The sequence below is a fragment of the bacterium genome (assembly GCA_024742285.1).
Lineage (GTDB): Bacteria > Myxococcota_A > UBA9160 > UBA9160 > UBA4427 > UBA4427.
On record JANSYR010000015.1, the window covers coordinates 1 to 17417 of the forward strand.

At 68.7% G+C, this 17417-nt stretch carries 16 protein-coding genes; 6 read left to right on the top strand and 10 right to left on the bottom strand.

Annotated features, from left to right (window positions below; genetic code table 11):
- The 3 genes from NXI30_22810 to NXI30_22820 all read right to left on the bottom strand — a co-directional run.
- Positions 1-1063, bottom strand: a 1063-nt coding sequence (locus NXI30_22810) for a TonB-dependent receptor plug domain-containing protein (protein ID MCR9097062.1), incomplete at its 3' end; no start/stop codon positions are given.
- A 249-nt stretch (positions 1064-1312) separates the two neighbouring features.
- Positions 1313-2098: an SDR family oxidoreductase gene (locus NXI30_22815; protein MCR9097063.1), complete on the bottom strand. Its 786-nt coding sequence runs from the start codon at positions 2096-2098 to the stop codon at positions 1313-1315.
- 40 nt (positions 2099-2138) lie between these two features.
- Positions 2139-3326 carry an acyl-CoA dehydrogenase family protein gene (locus NXI30_22820; protein ID MCR9097064.1) on the bottom strand — a complete coding sequence of 396 codons (1188 nt, stop codon included), beginning with the start codon at positions 3324-3326 and terminating at the stop codon, positions 2139-2141.
- 266 nt (positions 3327-3592) lie between these two features.
- Here NXI30_22820 and NXI30_22825 point away from each other — a divergent pair, with 266 nt between their 5' ends.
- Positions 3593-4585 carry a GNAT family N-acetyltransferase gene (locus NXI30_22825; protein ID MCR9097065.1) on the top strand — a complete coding sequence of 331 codons (993 nt, stop codon included), beginning with the start codon at positions 3593-3595 and terminating at the stop codon, positions 4583-4585.
- A gap of 6 nt (positions 4586-4591) precedes the next feature.
- Here the strand turns inward: NXI30_22825 and NXI30_22830 are convergent, their stop codons facing one another.
- Positions 4592-5236, bottom strand: coding sequence for a TetR/AcrR family transcriptional regulator (locus tag NXI30_22830; protein ID MCR9097066.1), 645 nt, complete (start codon positions 5234-5236; stop codon positions 4592-4594).
- 343 nt (positions 5237-5579) lie between these two features.
- Between NXI30_22830 and NXI30_22835 the strand changes: the two genes are divergently transcribed.
- The 3 genes from NXI30_22835 to NXI30_22845 are packed head-to-tail and all read left to right on the top strand — an operon-like array spanning position 5580 to position 9645.
- Positions 5580-6755: a cytochrome P450 gene (locus tag NXI30_22835; GenBank protein MCR9097067.1), complete on the top strand. Its 1176-nt coding sequence runs from the start codon at positions 5580-5582 to the stop codon at positions 6753-6755.
- A gap of 8 nt (positions 6756-6763) precedes the next feature.
- A complete protein-coding gene (locus NXI30_22840; protein MCR9097068.1) occupies positions 6764-8404 on the top strand; it encodes an acyl--CoA ligase in 1641 nt (546 codons plus the stop codon).
- The gene (locus NXI30_22845) at positions 8401-9645 is read left to right on the top strand and encodes an MFS transporter (GenBank protein MCR9097069.1); all 1245 of its coding nucleotides are present in this window, start codon (positions 8401-8403) and stop codon (positions 9643-9645) included. Before NXI30_22840 ends, NXI30_22845 begins: the two co-directional genes overlap by 4 nt.
- A 22-nt stretch (positions 9646-9667) precedes the next feature.
- On the opposite strand, the gene NXI30_22850 is transcribed toward NXI30_22845, so the two are convergent.
- Positions 9668-10873 carry an FAD-dependent oxidoreductase gene (locus NXI30_22850; protein ID MCR9097070.1) on the bottom strand — a complete coding sequence of 402 codons (1206 nt, stop codon included), beginning with the start codon at positions 10871-10873 and terminating at the stop codon, positions 9668-9670.
- 188 nt (positions 10874-11061) lie between these two features.
- On the opposite strand from NXI30_22850, the gene NXI30_22855 reads away from it, so the two are divergent.
- On the top strand, positions 11062-11934 hold the full coding sequence (locus tag NXI30_22855) for a TIGR03619 family F420-dependent LLM class oxidoreductase (protein MCR9097071.1): 873 nt from the start codon (positions 11062-11064) through the stop codon (positions 11932-11934).
- Between the two features lie 8 nt (positions 11935-11942).
- Here NXI30_22855 and NXI30_22860 read toward each other — a convergent pair whose 3' ends face one another.
- Positions 11943-12467: a nuclear transport factor 2 family protein gene (locus tag NXI30_22860; GenBank protein ID MCR9097072.1), complete on the bottom strand. Its 525-nt coding sequence runs from the start codon at positions 12465-12467 to the stop codon at positions 11943-11945.
- A 151-nt stretch (positions 12468-12618) separates the two neighbouring features.
- Between NXI30_22860 and NXI30_22865 the strand changes: the two genes are divergently transcribed.
- Positions 12619-13812, top strand: coding sequence for a CoA transferase (locus NXI30_22865; GenBank protein ID MCR9097073.1), 1194 nt, complete (start codon positions 12619-12621; stop codon positions 13810-13812).
- Between the two features lie 31 nt (positions 13813-13843).
- Here the strand turns inward: NXI30_22865 and NXI30_22870 are convergent, their stop codons facing one another.
- The 4 genes from NXI30_22870 to NXI30_22885 all read right to left on the bottom strand — a co-directional run bounded on the left by NXI30_22870 (position 13844) and on the right by NXI30_22885 (position 17403).
- Complete coding sequence (locus NXI30_22870) at positions 13844-14971, bottom strand: acyl-CoA/acyl-ACP dehydrogenase (GenBank protein ID MCR9097074.1); 1128 nt, start codon at positions 14969-14971, stop codon at positions 13844-13846.
- A 39-nt stretch (positions 14972-15010) separates the two neighbouring features.
- Positions 15011-15487 (bottom strand): MaoC/PaaZ C-terminal domain-containing protein, encoded by a 477-nt coding sequence (locus tag NXI30_22875; protein ID MCR9097075.1) that lies wholly within the window; start codon positions 15485-15487, stop codon positions 15011-15013.
- Between the two features lie 148 nt (positions 15488-15635).
- Complete coding sequence (locus NXI30_22880; GenBank protein MCR9097076.1) at positions 15636-16157, bottom strand: MaoC family dehydratase N-terminal domain-containing protein; 522 nt, start codon at positions 16155-16157, stop codon at positions 15636-15638.
- Between the two features lie 73 nt (positions 16158-16230).
- Complete coding sequence (locus tag NXI30_22885; GenBank protein ID MCR9097077.1) at positions 16231-17403, bottom strand: CoA transferase; 1173 nt, start codon at positions 17401-17403, stop codon at positions 16231-16233.
- Positions 17404-17417 lie beyond the last annotated feature (14 nt).

Consider the following 17417-nt stretch of genomic DNA (forward strand, 5'->3'; position numbering starts at 1 on the left):
ACCGGTAGTCGATGCCGGAGACCAGGGACAGGCCGTCGCACCAATCCACCAGGTCGCGGTTGTACTGGGTCGAAGCCTGGAAGGTGTAGCTTCGCTCGTCGAGAGACGCTCGACGGTCGACGAGCTCGCCGAAGGTCATGAACTCGAAGCTGCTCTTCTCGTCGATCTGTCGATCGTAGGTGAGCTGGGCGACCCCGCCGCGGTTGCGCTGCTTCACGTCGTTGAAGGAGACCACGGAGAAGAAGACGTCGCGGACGCCGATTCCACGCTGCGAATCGATGTCCCAGAAGTCGAAATGCGTCTCGAGGGTCGCGTTCTCGTCCACCTGGGTGTCGGACCGGATGCCGACGCGCAGGTTGGTCCACTCGTCGTCGCCGTTGTAGTTCTGGTCGAAGTCGTAGTCCTCGGTCTTCTCGCCCTTCACGGTCACGCGGTAGGTCGTGTCGTCGCCGATCGACCCGCCGTGTCGAGCCATTCCGCCGTATTCCTGGGTCCCGCCCCAGAGCGCCAGCAGTTGCCCCTGGGTGTCCTTCGTGTGGCGGGTCATGATGTTGATCACGCCGTTGACTGCGTTGGCGCCCCAGATCGCGCCGCCGGGACCACGGATCACCTCGATCCGCTCGACGTCCTGCATGGCGAGGTTCTGTTCGGACCACACGGCGCCACCGAAGAGCGGCGTGTAGACCGGGCGGCCGTCGACGAGCACGAGCAGCTTGTTCGAGAATTCCTGGCGGAAGCCGCGAATCGAGATCGCCCAGCGCGACGCGTCGATGCGCGCGACCTGGACACCCGGGACGACACGGAGCGCCTCGGGGATGCTCGTGAAGCCACCGCGGCGGATGTCCTCCGCCGTGATCACCGTGATGGCTGCGGCCGTGTCGTTCTTGCTCTCGGCCTTCTTCGAGACCGAGGTCACCTCGATGTTCATGAGTTCTTCGAGACTCATGTCGAGGAGGTCGCCCTCCGCCATCGCGGACGAGGCCACGAGCGTCAGCCCGAGCGCCCACGCCCCCACGCGCGTACGCGATCCCGTCGAAGCCCATCGACCCTTCGATCGTCCCATGATCCCCTCCTGCGCGACGGGTGCCCGGGGTCGGGCGGCCGTCTCGCTAAGGGAATTCATCGGAGGTCGATCAGGGCGACTTGAGGACCCGAGCGGGCACGAGCACCGGCGCTCACCCGGCCCCCGGCATCAGGGGAGTCCCCCCTCAAGATGAAGGGAACGGCGTGGGTAAATGGCTACGACACGCCGGACGATGCACCACGAGAAGAAGATCACGAGACGCCGCGAGAGCGGATGTCGAAGCGGGTCTCAGGCGCGCTGGCTGGAAACCGAGACGACTTCGCCGGTCATGTAGGAGGCGTAGTCGCTCGCCAGGAAGACCATCACGTTCGACACCTCCCAGGGCGCCGCCCCGCGGCCGAAGGCTTCCTTCGCCTCGAGCTCGTCGAGCAGCTCCTGCGGCGTCGTCTTGACCAGGAAGGGATGGATCGCGATCGAGGGCGCGACGGCATTGATCCGGATCCCGTACTCGGCGGCCTCGATCGCGGAGCAGCGGGTCACGGCCATCACGCCGGCCTTCGCCGCCGCGTAGTGGGCCTGTCCCTTCTGCGCACGCCAGCCCAGGACCGACGCGTTGTTCACGATCGCTCCGCTCCTTCGCTCCATCATGTGGGGGAGCACGGCGCGCGTCATGCGGAAGACGCTGTTGAGCGTGATGTCGAGGACGGAGTCCCACTGGTCGTCGGTCATGTCGACGATGTCGACCTCGCCGCCGAGACCGGCGTTGTTGATCACGACGTCGATGTGGCCCATGTCCTCGATCGCAGCCGCCACGAGCGCGCGGACGTCCGCGTCGTCCCGAACGTTGCAGAGCCGGTGGCCGCAGGGCTTGCCGGAGATCTCCGCCAGCTTCTCGGCCGCGTCGGCGGTCCGCTTCTCGTGGATGTCGCTGATGAAGAGGCGCGCGCCCTCCTCCGCGCAGCGCTGGGCCGTGGCGAATCCGATCCCTGCGCCCGCGGCGGCGGTCATCAGGACCGTCTTGCCGGCGAGCAGGTCGTGGGGCGGGACGTAGTCGGGGGGCGGCAGCTTGGCCATCGGTCGGGCGAGCCTCTCGTCGGACGGCGCGAGCCCGGACCTAACGCGGTTCGCGCGGCAGGCCCAGCGTTCGCTCGGAGATGATGTTGCGCTGGATCTGGTTCGAACCGGCGTAGATGGTGTCGGATCGCGCAAAGAGGAAGAGACGCTGGAGGGCGTTCAAGGCGTAGGGCGCGGCGCCTTCGGCCAGCTCGGCGTCCGGCCCCATCACGTCCATCGCGAGCTTGCCGAGATCCCGGTGCCACGAGGCCCAGAAGATCTTGGTGATCGCCGAGGACGGCGGCGGCTCGGCGCCTTCGTCGACGCCGGCGAGGGTCCTGAGCGCGTGGTAGCGCTGGATGCGCAGGCCGCTCCAGGCATGGGCGATTCGCTGGCGGATCAGCGGATCCTTCGCCTTGCCGTTCTGCTTGGCCAGCTCGATGACGGCGTCGAGCTCGTTCTGGAAGTTCATCTGCTGGCCGAGGGTCGAGGCGCCCCGCTCGAAGCCGAGGGTCCCCATCGCGACGGCCCAACCACCGTTGACTTCGCCGACGATGTTCTCCTTCGCGGTCCGCGCGTCGGAGAAGAAGGTCTCGCTGAACTCGGCATCGCCGGTCATCTGGACGATCGGCCGGATCTCGACGCCGGGCTGATCCATCGGGACCAGGAGGTAGGAGATGCCGCGATGCTTCGGCTGTGCGTCGGGATCCGTCCGGCAGACGACGAAGGACCAGTCGCTCCATTCGGCGCCGGAGGTCCAGACCTTCTGCCCGTTCACGACCCAGTCGTCGCCGTCGAGCTCCGCGCGGGTCTGGACGCTCGCCAGGTCCGAGCCGGCGCCGGGCTCGGAGTAGCCCTGGCACCAGATCTCGCTGCCGTCGAGGATGCCCGGAAGAAAGCGCTGCTTCTGGTCGTCGGTTCCGAAGTGGATCACCGTGGGGGCCAGCAGCCCTTCGCCGATGTGTCCCATCCGGCCGGGGCCGCCCGCGCGGGCGTACTCTTCGTAGAAGATCATCTGCTGGGTCAGCGACAGCTCGCGTCCGCCGACCGACTTGGGCCAGCCGATCCCGATCCAGCCGTGCTCGCCGAGCAGCCGCTCCCAGGCCTTCCGCTCTTCGACCAGGGAATGCTCGTCCCCGGGACCGCCTCGTCCTCGGACGACCTCGAACTCGCCGCGCAGGTTCTCGTCGAGCCAGCGGGCGATCGTGCCCCGGAAGGTTTCGTCTTCTTCGGTGAATCGAGCGTCCATGCGGGGTCGTCCTCGGGGTCTCGGGCGCGGCTCTCGGACGCGGCACCCACCAATACAGGGGCGGCGACCGCGCCGGATGGGCTCTCCGGCCGCCCCGGACATTACGATACGCTGCGGCTCGTATCAACTGGACGAGCCGGATGCCACCGGATGATGCAGGACCGGCCGGAGGCCCGCCCCCGGCGTCTTCGCGCTCGCCGATCGGCTTTCACGCGGAGCGTACCCGCGGCACGATACGCTCCGCCCGCCCCTTCTCGGAGTCCCACGTGCAACCGACGGCCCTCGAGACGCCGCGCTTCCGGCTCCGCCGCTGGCGCACCGCGGACCGTGCTCCCTTCGCGGCGATGAACGCCGACGCCGAGGTGATGCAGTTCTTCCCTCGTCGTCTCTCCGGGACCGAGAGCGACGCGCTGATCGACCGGATCGAGGGGACCTTCGACCGCGACGGCTTCGGGCTGTGGGCCGTGGAGGACCGATCCTCGACCGACTTCCTCGGCTTCGTCGGCCTGAACCCGATCCCGCCCGACGTCCCGCCCGCACCCGGGGTCGAGATCGGGTGGCGTCTGCGGCGCGAGTCCTGGGAGCGAGGCGTCGCAACCGAGACTGGCCGCGTCGTGCTGCGTGACGCGTTCGAGCGGTGCCGGCTCGCCGAGGTCGTGTCGTTCACATCGGCGACGAATCGGCGCTCGCAGGGCGTCATGCGCGCCCTCGGACTCCTGCGACGGGCGAGCCGGGACTTCGACCACCCCCGGGTCGAGAAGACCGACCTGCGCGTCCATGTGCTCCACGCACTCGGCGCCACGACCTGGCGCTGTCAGCAGATCCCGGGCCTTCGCCCCGCGCGGCGCGCCGACCGTCCCTTTCTGGCGGACCTCCGGCGCGCCGCCTATCACGACTTGATGGTCGCCTCGTTCGGCCACTTCGACGAGCGGACCTACGCCAGGCACGACGCGGCCCAGTGGAACCTGGGCGGACTGTGCATCGTGACCGACGGGGCGCACGACATCGGCGTCCTCCAGGTCGGCGAGACCAGCGGTTCGCTCGAGATCCACGAGATCCAGCTCCTTCCGGAGGCGCAGAACGCGGGCCGCGGCACCGCGCTGGTCCGGGCGATCGCTGCGATCGCGCACACTCGGGGGCAGGACGTCACCCTCTCCACACCGCTCCGCAACGACCGCGCACTGCGGCTCTACGAGCGACTCGGCTTCCAGCGCGTCGCGAGCGACACGACGCACCATCACCTGCGCTGGCCGTGTTAGGCCGGATCAGCCCTTCGCGAGGATGCCGCCGAGCGCCAGATCGACGATCGGGCCGACCATCTTCGGGGACGGCGTGCCGCCGCGGAAGAAGAGCGTGACGGAGATGGGGCCGACGACGAGGTCGGCGGCGAGGTCGATGTCGACCTCCTCGGAGATCTCGCCGCGTTCGCGGGCGCGCTCGAAGATCCGCACGAAGGGTTCGCGACGAGCCCGGGCGACCGGCTCGAGCAACTTCGAGAGCTCGGGGTTGTGTGCGCGTTCTCCCGCCAGACTCGGGAAGACGGCGCCCAGTGAACTCGAGTTGAAGTTCAGGAGGTAGGTCTTCAGGGTCTCCTTGAGATCCGTCTCGAGACTCCCCGAATCCACCTCCTCGAAGCCCGGCAGCTGCCCGAACGCCTCGACGACGAGCGGGAGCTTCGACGGCCAGCGCCGGTAGATGGTGGCCTTGCCGACGCCGGCGCGCTGGGCGACGCCTTCGACGGTCAGCGCCGAGAAGCCGACCTCGACCAGCAGCTCGAGGGTCGCGTCGAGGATCGCCTGATGGGCTTCCTCGCTTCGCGGGCGCCCGGTGCTCCCCGCGGCACCTCCGCGGCCGGTCTTCGTCGCTCGCTCGGCTTTCGCAGCGCTCGGGGCGCTCCCGGCCTGGGCCATCGCCCCGCCTCCCATCCACTGCCTGCTCTGCACGGGGCGAAACGCCCCGCCCGACCCCCGACCGGGCCACGGCCGGAGAACGGGGTCACCCGCCCGGAAATCCTGCGCTCGAGGCGCCCTGGCCTCGACAGCGACCCCATTACGATACAATACGTTCCGTTACTGAACACCCGTCCCGAACGCGCCTGGAGCGTCCCTGGGCTGCCCCGCGTGCGCCCGGCGGGGCGCAGACGACGCGCCCCCGGGCGATCATTCCATTTCCTCCTCGATTCCTGGAATCGGGCGGGACCGACGAGATCACACGGCTCGCCCTGCGCCCGGCCCCCGAACGGAGACTCCGACCATGGTCCACTACAACCCCTTCTCCGAAGAGGTCATGAAGGCCGACCCGCTGCCCATCTACAAGCAGCTGCGTGACGAGGCACCCGCCTACTACCTGGAAGAGTTCGACACCTGGGCCCTGTCCCGATTCGAGGACATCTGGAAGGCGTCCGGGGACATGAAGAACCTGACCGCCGCCAAGGGAACGACGTCGGCCCACCTGCTGACCAAGGTCCAGGAGGTCACGCCCATGATCAACAACATGGACCACCCGGACCACACGCGGCTCCGCGCTTCGTTCCGCAAGCCCTTCGCGGCGCCGGAGGTCGCGAAGCTCGAGCCGATGATCCGGAAGATCGCGAAGGAGAAGCTGGCCGAGGCGAAGGACGCGGGGACCCTCGACGTGATCCAGGACATGACCGCCCACGTCGCGGTGACCGTCGCCTGCACGATCAGCGGCCTGCCGCCCGAGGACGGCCCCTACCTGAACGACCTCGTCCAGCGCTTCTTCAAGCGCGAAGAGGGGCAGATGGGCGCCACCGAGGCCGGCCTCCAGGCGATGGGCGAGATGTTCGAGTACTTCAAGAAGCAGATCGCGGTTCGCCGGAACGAAGGCCCCAAGGAGGACGTCCTCCAGACCTTGCTCGAGTTCGAGCAGGACGGGCACAAGCTCGACGACGACTCCCTCGCCTCCCACGTGGCGATGCTCATCATCGGCGGCAGCGAGACCTTCCCGAAGACCTTCGCCTCCCTCGTCCGTCGGCTCTGGGAGCACCCGGACCAGCGTCAGATGTGCATCGACGACCCCTCGCTGATCCCCGACGCCTACAACGAGGGGCTCCGCTATGACATGCCGACGCAGTTCCTGATGCGTCAGGTGAAGCGACCGGTGACCTTCGCGGGGCAGGAGATGACGCCGGGCCAGGGCCTGATGTTCCTCTACCACTCGGGCAACCACGACGAGCGCGAGTTCCCCGATCCCGACAAGTTCGACGTCCTGCGCCGTCCGCCTCGGATCCTGTCCTTCGGCTACGGTCCGCACTCCTGCCTGGGCGTCAACGTGGCGCGGCTCGAGGGGCGCGTCTGCACCGAAGAGCTCCTGCGCCTCCACCCGAACTACGAGGTCGACCTTCCGAATGCCGAGCGCCTCGTGACCGAGTTCGTGCAGGGCTACTGGAAGCTGCCGATCACCTACTGACGGACGGAATGCAACCCTCGGACTTCCCCGCGTCGCTCGCCGCGCGGGTGCGCGAGCTGGCCGGCACGCGCCCCGACGATCCCGCCTATTGGATCGAGGACCGGATCCTCACCTGGCGCGGCTACGACGAGGCTTCCGACCGGCTCGCCCGGGTCTTTCTCGCCCTCGGCCTGCCCCCCGGCGAGTGCGTCGCGGTCTGGCTACCCGATGGCACGGGCTTCCACGTCGCTTTCCAGGCAACGGAGCGCGCGGGGCTGACGTGTCTCGGCCTCGGCGCCCGCTGTGGGGAGCGGGAGCTGGTCCATCTGCTCGGTCTCTCCGGTGCCAGGACCCTCGTCAGCGCGCCGACGATGGGCGGCATCGACGCGACGGAGATGGTGCGCACGCTGCGCGCGAAGGGCGTCGATCTCGAGACGCATCTCCTGATCGAGGGAGACGCCTTCGTCGACGATCCGATCCGGATCGAGGGCGCGGACGCGCCGCTCGCGGACGCCGGCGCGCTCGAGGGCCGCGCGCTCGCCCGCGACGTCGACTGCCTCTACAACACGACGTCGGGGACGACCGGTCTTCCCAAGATCGTGCTGCACGATCAGTTGCGCTGGTTCCATTTCCACCGCTTCGCCGACGACATGGGGAAGTTCCGGGACGACGAGGTCTTCCTGAGCGCCCTGCCCGCGCCCTTCGGTTTCGGGCTCTGGACCCAGCACTTCTCACCGACGCTGCTGGGCGCACCCACGGTCCTGCTGCGAAAATTCGACGCCGCCGCCGCGATCGAGGCGATGCGACGTCACCGCGTGACCGTGCTCGCCGCCGTCTCCACGCAGTTCATCCTGATGCTCGAGTCCGGAGGCTTCGACGGTGACGATCGCCTGGCGCTGCGGAGCCTCTTCACCGGCGGCGAAGCCGTCCCGGAGAAGCGCGCCCGGGCTTTCGAGGAGAAGACCGGCGCCTACGTGCTCCAGTTCTACGGCTCGAACGAGACCGGCGCGGTCAGCGCGACCCGCCCCGAGGACCCGCCCCACAAGCGACTCACCACCGCCGGCAAGCCGATCCCCGAGATGCAGCTCCGCCTCTTCGACGCGGAAGGCCACGACGTGACCGAGACCGGCGTCGGCCAGCCCGCCGTGAAGGGTCCGGTCGTCTCGCGCGGGTACCTCGGCGCGCCGGAGGCGACCGCCGAGCTGATCCGGCCGGACGGATGGGTCATGCTCGGCGATCTCGTCGAGCTCGACGAGGACGGCTACCTCCGCGTCGTCGGCCGCACCGACGACATCATCATCCGCGGCGGCAAGAACCTCTCGGCCGCCGCGATCGAAGATGGCGTGAACGCCCACCCCGACGTCGCCCTCGCCGCTGCGATCGGGATCCCCGACGCCGTCTTCGGCGAGCGGGCCGCCGCCTACGTCGAACTCCGGCCCGGGGCGCAGCTCGACCTCGAGGGACTGAAGGCCTTCCTCGAGGCGTCCCAGATCGCCCGCGAGCTCTGGCCCGAGGCGCTGGTCGTCTTCGATGCCCTCCCGCACAACGTCGGCGGCAAGGTCGCCAAGAGCGCCCTCCGCGACGACGCACGGACCCGCTTCGGAGACGGCCTCGACGAGGACGCGGCGACGCGGGCGCAGGCGGCGCAGCGGCGCGGCGACGGCGCATGAACGAAGCCTCCTTCTTCGCCCGCGCGTTCGGTGAGTTCCGCGGTCGCGCCTTCTTCGTCGCCCTTGGCTGCCTCATCTGTCAGATGGGCCTCGGCCTGACCTACATCCGCACGGGCATGGCCCCGGAGCTGATCGAAGGGCTCGGGCTCTCGGGACGCACCGAGCTGTCCGGCGCCGCGACGCCCCAGCTGATCTTCCAGGCCCTCGCGAGCCCCCTCGTCGGGATCCTCGCCGTCCGCCTCGGCGCTTCCCGCGTGCTCGCGATCTCGGCCGCCCTCTTCGCGTTCGTGTTCTTCGTCTTCTCGGAGATCCAGACCCTCTCCCACCTCTACTTCGTCGCGGCGGGGATCGGCCTCTGCGCCGCCGGCATGGGCGACATCACGGTCGGCCACGTAGTGAGCCAGTGGTTCCATCGAAACCGCGGCCTCGCCCTCGGAGTCGCCTATGCGGGATCGAATCTCGGTGGGTCGGTGATGGTCGCGCTGGTGAGCTCCGTCGCGAGCCAGGCCACCTGGCGCGAGGGCCTTCTCGCGATCGTCCCCGTCGCGCTCTTCGTGCTGCTTCCGACGTCGATCTTCCTGGTGCGCGAGCCCGACGAAGCGATCGACCCCCCGGCGGCCCTCGACGAAGCCTTCGCGTCCGCGGCCGACGATCTCGATCTCGCCCATGCGCTCCGCACCCGGAGCTTCTGGATCCTGACCGCCACGCTCTTCACGTTCTTCTTCTTCTTCACCGGAATCCTGGACGCACTCGTCCTCTTCCTGGTCGACAGTGGCCTGTCGAGCAGCGAAGCCCGAGACTATTTCCGGCAGGCCGTCGGGCTCGGGGTCGTGAGCAAGATCCTGGGCGGATTCTTCGCCGACCGGATTCCGCAGGTCCGTGCCGTCCAGGTGGTCTACGGGATCCTCGCGCTCTCGAGTCTGGTCCTGATCGCGCTTCTCTTCCGCCCCGACCCGCTCCTGATCAGCGCCTTCGTCTTCTCCTGGGGTTTCTCCCAGGCCTGCCGCGACGTGGTCTACCCGCTCGTCCTGAGCCACTGCTTCGGCGATCGGTACCTGGGCGAGATCTACGGCGCGATGACGCTCACGCTCTTCCCGGGAGGCGCGCTCGGCCCGCTCTTCGCCGCCGCGCTCTATGACTGGCGGAGCGACTACCAGATCGCCTTCGCGGTCTTCGCCGTGCTCAACGTCTTCGCGTTCCTGGCGCTGCTCTTCGTCCGCAACGAGCGAGCCGCACGCTGAGCGACGCCAGGTGGAAGCGGACTCAGTCCTCGGGCGCGTGCTCCGCGATCGCGTCGGCGAAGGAGAGACCGCCCGGTTCGGCCATCTTGCGACGCAGGCCGTTCAGCTGGCGCGGCCGCTTGAACCCCACCGCTGCAGCGAGCCGCCCGTCCCGTCCGAAGAGCGCGAGGAACTGGTCGTCCTCGATGTCCCCGAGGCAGACGTGCATCTCGTCTCCCTCCTGGATCTCTCCGGCGATCGCGATTCGCAGGTGGAACTGGTCCGTCCAAACGTAGGGCACCGGCTCGAAGGCCTCGGCCTCGCCGTGGACGATCCGCTTCGCGACCACGTCCGATTGCTCGACGGCGCTGGTCCAGTGCTCGAAGCGCGGACGCTCGGGATAGCGGGCGTTCTCCCAGCGTGCGCAGTCGCCCAGGGCGAAGACGTTCTCCCGCCCCGTGGCGCCGGTCGCGTCGCAGAGCACACCGTTGTCGATCTCGAGTCCCGCGCCTTCGAGCCACTCCGTGGCCGGCGCCGCACCGACACCGACGATCACGAGCTCGGCCGGAATCGTCTCGCCGTCCGAGAGGCGGACGCCCGTGACCGCGCCCTCGCCGTCGAAGCCGTCCACGCCCACGCCGAGACGGAAAGCGACGCCTTCGTCCCGATGGGTCCGCGCCACGCGCTCTCCGAGTACCGGCCCGAGTCCGCGAATCAGCGGTGCAGGCAGCGGCTCGACGACGGTCACGTCGAGTCCCTTCTTGCGACAGCTCGCGGCGACCTCCATTCCGATGAAGCCCGCGCCGACGACGACCGCCCGCGGCGACGTCGCGATCGCGGCGCGCAACTTCCGCGCGTCGTCGAGGGTCCGCAGCTCGAGCACACCATCGAGGTCCTGGCCGAAGGGCAGCCTTCGCGCGCGGGTTCCCGTCGCGAGTACGACCGCGTCCGCCTCCACGGTCGAACCGTCCGCCAGCGTCACGAGGGGCTTGTTCCGGTCGAGACCCGTCGCGGCGACGCCCAGCTTCCACTCGGCGCCGAGCTCCTCCACCCCGTTCCGGGAGAGGGCCAGCTTCTCCTCTTCCCAATCGTCGACGAGGAACTGCTTCGAGAGCGGCGGTCGATCGTAGGGCAGCGCGTCCTCGGCGCCGATCACGGTGATCCGACCCTCGAAGCCCTCGCGGCGAAGGGCCTCCGCGAAACGCAGTCCGGCGAGTGAAGCGCCCACCACGGCGACATGATCCAGCATCTCTCTTCCTCGATTGACGATCCGACGGCGGCCTTCGGGACGCCCGGTCGGACGGGGTCGCGCGCGTTGGGTGCATGCGGCGACGGCGTCGAATCCTAGCCCATCCGGGGATGCACGCGGGCCGTGCGTGTGGCCCGCTCGGGCGCCCTCTGCCATGCTTCTCCGCCCAACACTGGAGTCTCCGACACATGCAGTTCTGGCAAGCCCTCGCCTTCACCCACCCCGACGACATGCTCGAGCTCGCGCCCGTCTGCGAGGAGGCGGGCTTCGAAGGCATCATGCTCGCCGACCATCTCTTCGCGCCGGAGGAGTACGCCTCCCGCTACCCCTACGACGACTCCGGCGAGCCGCCCTTCGACGGCGAGACGCCCTTCCCCGAGTCCTTCGCGACGATCTCCGCTCTCTCTCAGGTGACGACGACCCTCCGCTTCGTGACGAACGTCTACATCCTGCCCCTGCGACACCCGATCGAGATCGCCAAGGACCTCTCGACGGCGGCGATCTTCTCGAAGAACCGGACCGTGCTGGGCCTGGGCGCCGGCTGGCTCCGCGAGGAGTTCGAGATCATGGGCGTACCCTTCGAGCAGCGTGGCAAGCGCATGGACGAGCAGCTGCCGATCATCCAGAAGCTGCTCGCCGGCGAGGTCGTGTCCGCGGACGGCGAGTTCTACCAGTTCGATGCCCTGCGGATGCGGCCGCTCCCGACCGAGAAGGTCCCGATGTGGGTCGGCGGCATGAACAAGGCGGCGCTCCGTCGTGCCGCGCAGTTCGGCGACGGCTGGACCGGCGCCGGAACGACCTTCGAGGAGACGCTCGGGATCCTGCGCGACCTGCGCGCCCAGCGAGAGCGTTTCGGACGCGCAGACGAGCCCTTCGACTGCCTGATCCCGCTCACCGAGGAGCTCCCGCCCGACCAGATGGGACAGCTGATCGAGGCCGGGATGACCGGTACCGTGAGCTGGCCTCTCGAATACCAGCTCCCCCCTGGCTGCACCGTCCAGGACAAGAAGGACAAGCTCCGCGAGCTCGGCGAGACGATGATCAAGCCGGTCAATGGCTAGGACGAGCGCTAGTCGGCCCGCTTCGGCCCCCAGCCCCGGTCGTAGGGCGCCATCAGCTGGCTCTCGAGATGCATCCGCGAGTGGAGCCAGCGCCCGTCCTCGAAGCGATACTCGTCGTGCTCGACGCCGACCATCCACATCGGTCGCGCCTCGGTCGTCGTCATCATCGCGAGCACGTCCCAGGTCCCCTTCGCGACGTCGCCGTCGACGTGGATCTCGGGCTTCACGAAGAAGTGCCAGCTGTACTGGAGCGTCGGCGCGCGGAAGCGCTCCCGCAGTGCAGCATGTCCCTCGGCCGTCCCGAGCGCACCGCCCCCTTCCCAGACGGCGTCCTCGGTGAACAGTCCGACCAGCTGATCGGCGAGCACGTCCAGCTCGGCCTGGGGCTTCGGCCCCTTTCGGGTGTATCGTTCGTCCATCAGGGCGCCGTAGCGGCTCTTCAGGTCGAGGATGGCGGCGCGGCCCTCGAGACCTCGGACACGGGCCTCGAGCGAACGAAGGCGGTCGGCGAGATGCTCGTCGGTCGGACTCATCCTGGGCTCCCTGCGCCGGCCCCGAAGCGGGGACGCGGCTGCTAGCCTCGCGCACTCCGGCGATCTCGCGCAAGCTCGCCCAGGCGATCGCTCGCAAGCTCGCCCAGGCGATCGTTCGCAAGGCGCCGCAACCGCGCAGCCAAGGAAGACCATGCCCGGCCCCCTCGAAGGCGTTCGCATCCTCGACCTCACGACGATGGCCTCCGGCCCGCTCGCCACCTCGATCCTCGCGGATCAGGGCGCGGACGTGATCAAGGTCGAAGGGCCCGGTCGCGGAGACGGGCTGCGGAAGATCGGGCCGAGCCGCGGCGGCATGTCGGCGATCTTCACGAGCTTCAACCGGAGCAAGCGCGCGATCGCGATCGATCTCCGGGACGAGCGCGGCGTCGCCCTCCTCGACCGGCTCGTCGCGGGCGCCGATGTCTTCGTGCAGAACTTCCGACCCGGGGCGGTCGAGCGGATGGGGATCGGGGCGGAGCGCTACCGCGCGATGCATCCCGAGCTGATCTACGTCTCGGTGAGCGGCTTCGGCGAGCGCGGACCGATGGCCCAGAGCGCGGTCTACGACTCGGTGATGCAGGCCTACTCCGGGGTCGCGATGCACCAGGCGGACCTCGAGACCGGAGAACCGACCTTCGTCCGCAGCGTCGTCTGCGACAAGGGCACCGCGATCCAGACTGCGCAGCTGATCACGGCGTCTCTCTTCGCGCGTGCCCAGGGGCGCGGAGGACAACACGTCAAGGTCTCGATGCTCCACGCGAGCCTCGCGTTCCTCTGGCCCGACGGCATGCAGAACCACGCGATCCTCGGCGAAGGCGTGTCGGCGCCGCTCCAGAAGGGCGCGCTCCCGATGATCCGCGCGACCGCGGACGGCCACCTCGCCATCAGCTTCATCCAGGATCGGGAGTTCGAGGCCCTCTGTCGCGCGATCGGTCGCGAAGACCTGCTCGGGAGCGAACGCTTCGCGACCGCCGGGCCGCGTGCTGCCCACGCGCGCGAACTCCAGGCCGCCCTCGATCCGACGCTCCGCACCTTCACCACGCGCGATCTCGTCGAGCGGCTGGTCGAAGCGGACGTCCCCTACGCACCGATCGGCGACCCCGCCACGATCCACGAAGACCCGCAGGTCGTCGCGAACGACCTGATCTTCGAGATGGACCACCCGATCGTCGGACGGCTCCGACAACCGAAGCCCATCGGCGAATTCGAAGGAACGCCGACCCACGTCGAGCGCGGCGCGCCGGGGATCGGCGAACACACCCGCGAGATCGCGCGCGAAGCCGGATACGACGCCGCGGAGATCGAGACGCTCCTCGCGGAGGGCGTATTGGCGGAAGGCGCCTAGCGGCGACGCGATCGCCGCGTGACCGACCCGTCTACGCGTCGAGCTCCTGCGCCGCAACGAGCTCACCGAGGTGGCGATCGTCGTACCAGGACATCTGGAGCTGCTTTGCGCGCCGGAAGTAGAGCTGGATGTCGTATTCGATCGTGAAGCCGACGCCGCCCCAGACCTGCTGACAGGTGGCCGTCACGTCGCGGAAGGCGTGCGCCATGAAGAGCTTCGCCAACGGAGCGTGGAGCGTGGTCTCCTGCCCGACGGATCGCTTCCACGCCGCCTCGTAGACCAGGGTCGAGCCACCTTCCACCTGCGTCGCGGCATCGGCCAAGTAGTGGGAGATCGACTGGAACGCGCCCAGGGGCTTGCCGAATTGCTCGCGAGTCTTCGCGTACTCGACGGTCATCTCGAGCGCCGCCTTCGCCCCGCCCGCCGCCTGGGCCGCTGCGAGGACGATCCCGTCGTTCATCACGGTGGTCCACGTCTCCCACCCGGAGCCCGCGCCGCCGATCCGATCGGAAGCCGCGACCTGGACGCCGGCGAAGTCCACCCGGAAGGTCGTCTCGGAGCCGAGGTTCTCCCGCTGGGAGAGCGTGACGCCCGCGGCCTTCGGATCGACCAGGAAGAGATCGATCGCCTCTTCTTCGTCCCCGGTCCGCGCCACGACGATCAGCCGATCCGCGATCGCCGCATACTGGACGTGCATCTTCGCGCCGTCGATCACGAAGCCGTCACCCTTCGCCTCGGCACGGACCTGGACGCCCTTCGCGCCGTAGCCGTTTCTCGGCTCGAGCCAGGCGGGCGTGACGACGAGGTCGCCACCGGCGATTCCGGGAAGCAGGGCCTTCTTCTGCTCTTCGTTCCCCGCGATCACGAGCGCGCCCGCGGACAGCACGGCGGAGACGAAATGCGGAGAAGGCGCGAGAGCGCGACCGAACTCCTCGTAGACGATCGCCGCCTCGAGGAGGCTCTGCCCCTGCCCGCCGTACTCCTCCGGAACGAGGATCCCGACCAGGCCGAGCTCGACGAGCTGCTTCCACAGCGCTTCGGGCATGCCCCGCTCGTCGTTCTCGAGCTCGCGAACGACCTCGAGCGGCGCGTACTCGGCGCAGACGCCGCGCACCATCTCGCGCAGCATCTCGTGTTCTTCGGTGAAGTCGAGATCCATGGTTCCGTTTCTCCGCTCCCTACCGCCGGACGGGGCGGCTCAGGGCTTCCAGTCGTCGCCCTTGAGCTTCCAGGGATTGGCATCCGCGTTGTCGGGCACGGCGATTCGCGCCTCGCAGCTCACGCAGCTCTTGTCGCCCGCGGTGAGCTCGATCGTGACGCTCACCCAGGAGATCCCGTCCGTCGCCGGCTCGATGCCGGTGACCTTGCCGGCGAAGTTCATCGTGTCGCCGGGAAAGACGGAGTCCTTCATGCGGAACTTGATGCGACCCAGGCGGCCCTTGGGCCCGGTCCAGTCCGTCAGGTAGCGCTCGAACCAGGCGGCCAGGTTCGGCGTGTTCATGAAGATGTCGTCGAGGCCGTTATTCTCGGTCGCGAACTTGTAGTCGTGGTGCTGGGGGCGCCAGTCGCGACTCGCCATCGCGCCGAGCACCACCGTCACCGGCTTCACGTCCTTCTCGAGGACCGGAAGCTCCGCCCCCTCGCTCACCTCACTCGTCAGCAATTCAGCAGCCATCATTCTGCTCCCTCGTCGCGACCCGCGGGCCGCCATTCGATTTGCAGCCAGGGCGCCCGTGCTCGCGGCACGATGGGCGGCCTGTCTGCCCTACAGCGCGCGAAGCGCGCAAAAAAGAGTCCACTACAACCGGGGATGAGCCGAAGGCTCAGTCCCGGTTGTACCCGAAGCCGGTGTAGCGTTCTTCCGCGCAGAGCTCGCCGCGCTGGTTCACGATCTTGACGCCGAAATCCCAGAAGCGACCGGTGCCGACCTTCGTCTTCTTGAGCGGCGAGACCGAGTACAGGACCTGGGTCGTCGTGAGCTCGTCGCCCGGCCGAATCGGTTCGCCGAAGACGATCGTGTTGTCGCTCATCACCGCCTCGGGAAGGCCGAGCCGGTCCTTCAGGTCGAAGTGGAGCTGGAGCGGAACCGCCGGCTCCGTCCGGCCCGGCGACCAGTCGTGGGGCCGGAACCAGACCGACACCATCGTCGGCAGCGTGATCGGTCCGTCGGTCAGGTCGTTCGCGACCTTCTCGTCCCAGTAGAGCGGGTTGCCGTTCTGGGTCGCCGAGCAAGTGGTCAGCACGTAGCCCATCTCGATCGGGAACTCGGTCTTCTCTTCGTATCGCTCCTGCCCGATCCAGCCCTTCACCTCTTCGGGCAGATCGTCGGCCGATGCGTCAGCCATGTCGTTTCCTCCTGGTCCGCGCGGTGCGCGTCCCGTGTTGGTGTAACGGCGCCCCGCGAAGGGCAACCTGTTGCTATTCGACGGCGCCCTCTTCGAAGAGCTTGCCGATTTCGTCGTCCGAGAGTCCTGCTTCGGCGAGGAGCACCCGGGTATCCGTCTCGTCGTCGACACGGACCGTATGCACCGGGTGGTCGCGGTGGCCGCCGGCGAGGATCGGCGAGACCTGGTCGAAGCGACCCTCCTCCGGGTGCTCCGCCTGCATGAACACGCCGCGCGCGCGCCAGTGTTCGTTCTCGACGACCTCGGGAATCGAGAGGACCGGGGCCACGCACGTATCGTTCGCCGCCAGCTCTTCCGTCCACTCGTCGCGCGTCTTCGTCTTGAAAGCCGCCCGGAACGCCTCGCGGATCTCGTCCTGCTTGGCGTCGTCGTACTGGTGGCCCGCGTACTCGGGATGCCCGAGGCGCTCGCAGAGATTCCGATAGAAATGCGGCTCGATCGCGCCCACCGAGACCCAGCCGCCGTCGCTCGCCTCGTAGGTGTCGTAGAACGCGTAGCGACCCGTCAGCAGGACCTTGCGCGGGCCGGCTTCCTCGCCGGTCGCCAGGTACTGGTCGAGGGAGAGCGCCATCAGCGACAGGATCCCCTCGGCGGCGGACACGTCGAGGAAGGTCCCCTCTCCCGTCGTGCCCTTCTTGACGAGAGCGCCCATGATCGAGAGGACGGCGTGCATTCCTCCTCCGGCGCTGTCCGCGACGGTCGCGCCCGGAATCGGGGGGCCGCCGTCCTCGCGCGGCTCCGTGCACGCGAGATAGCCGGACATCGCGAGATAGTTGATGTCGTGTCCCGCCCAGGTCGAAGCGGGGCCGTCCTGGCCGTAGCCCGAGGTCGAGCAGTAGACGATCCCCGGATTGCGGGCGCGCATCGCCTCCCAGCCGATCCCGAGCCGATCGACCACGCCGGGCCGATAGGACTCGATCACGACGTCCGCCTTCTCGGCGAGCTTGAGAAGCGCCTCGACACCGGCTTCGCTCTTCAGGTCCAGCCGCATCTTCTCGAAGCCGCGACCCGCACCATAGGTGTGATAGACGGGCTTCGTCTGGAGCGCGCCCTTCTTCGACACGGGCGCGATCACCACGCCCCGCGCGCCGTAGTCGGCGAGCATGCGGCCGGCGCGCGCGGCCGGGCCGACGGCGCCGAGATTCAGGACGGTGACGCCGTCGAGGAGGTGCGTCTGGGGGGACAAGGGGCGAGGCTCCG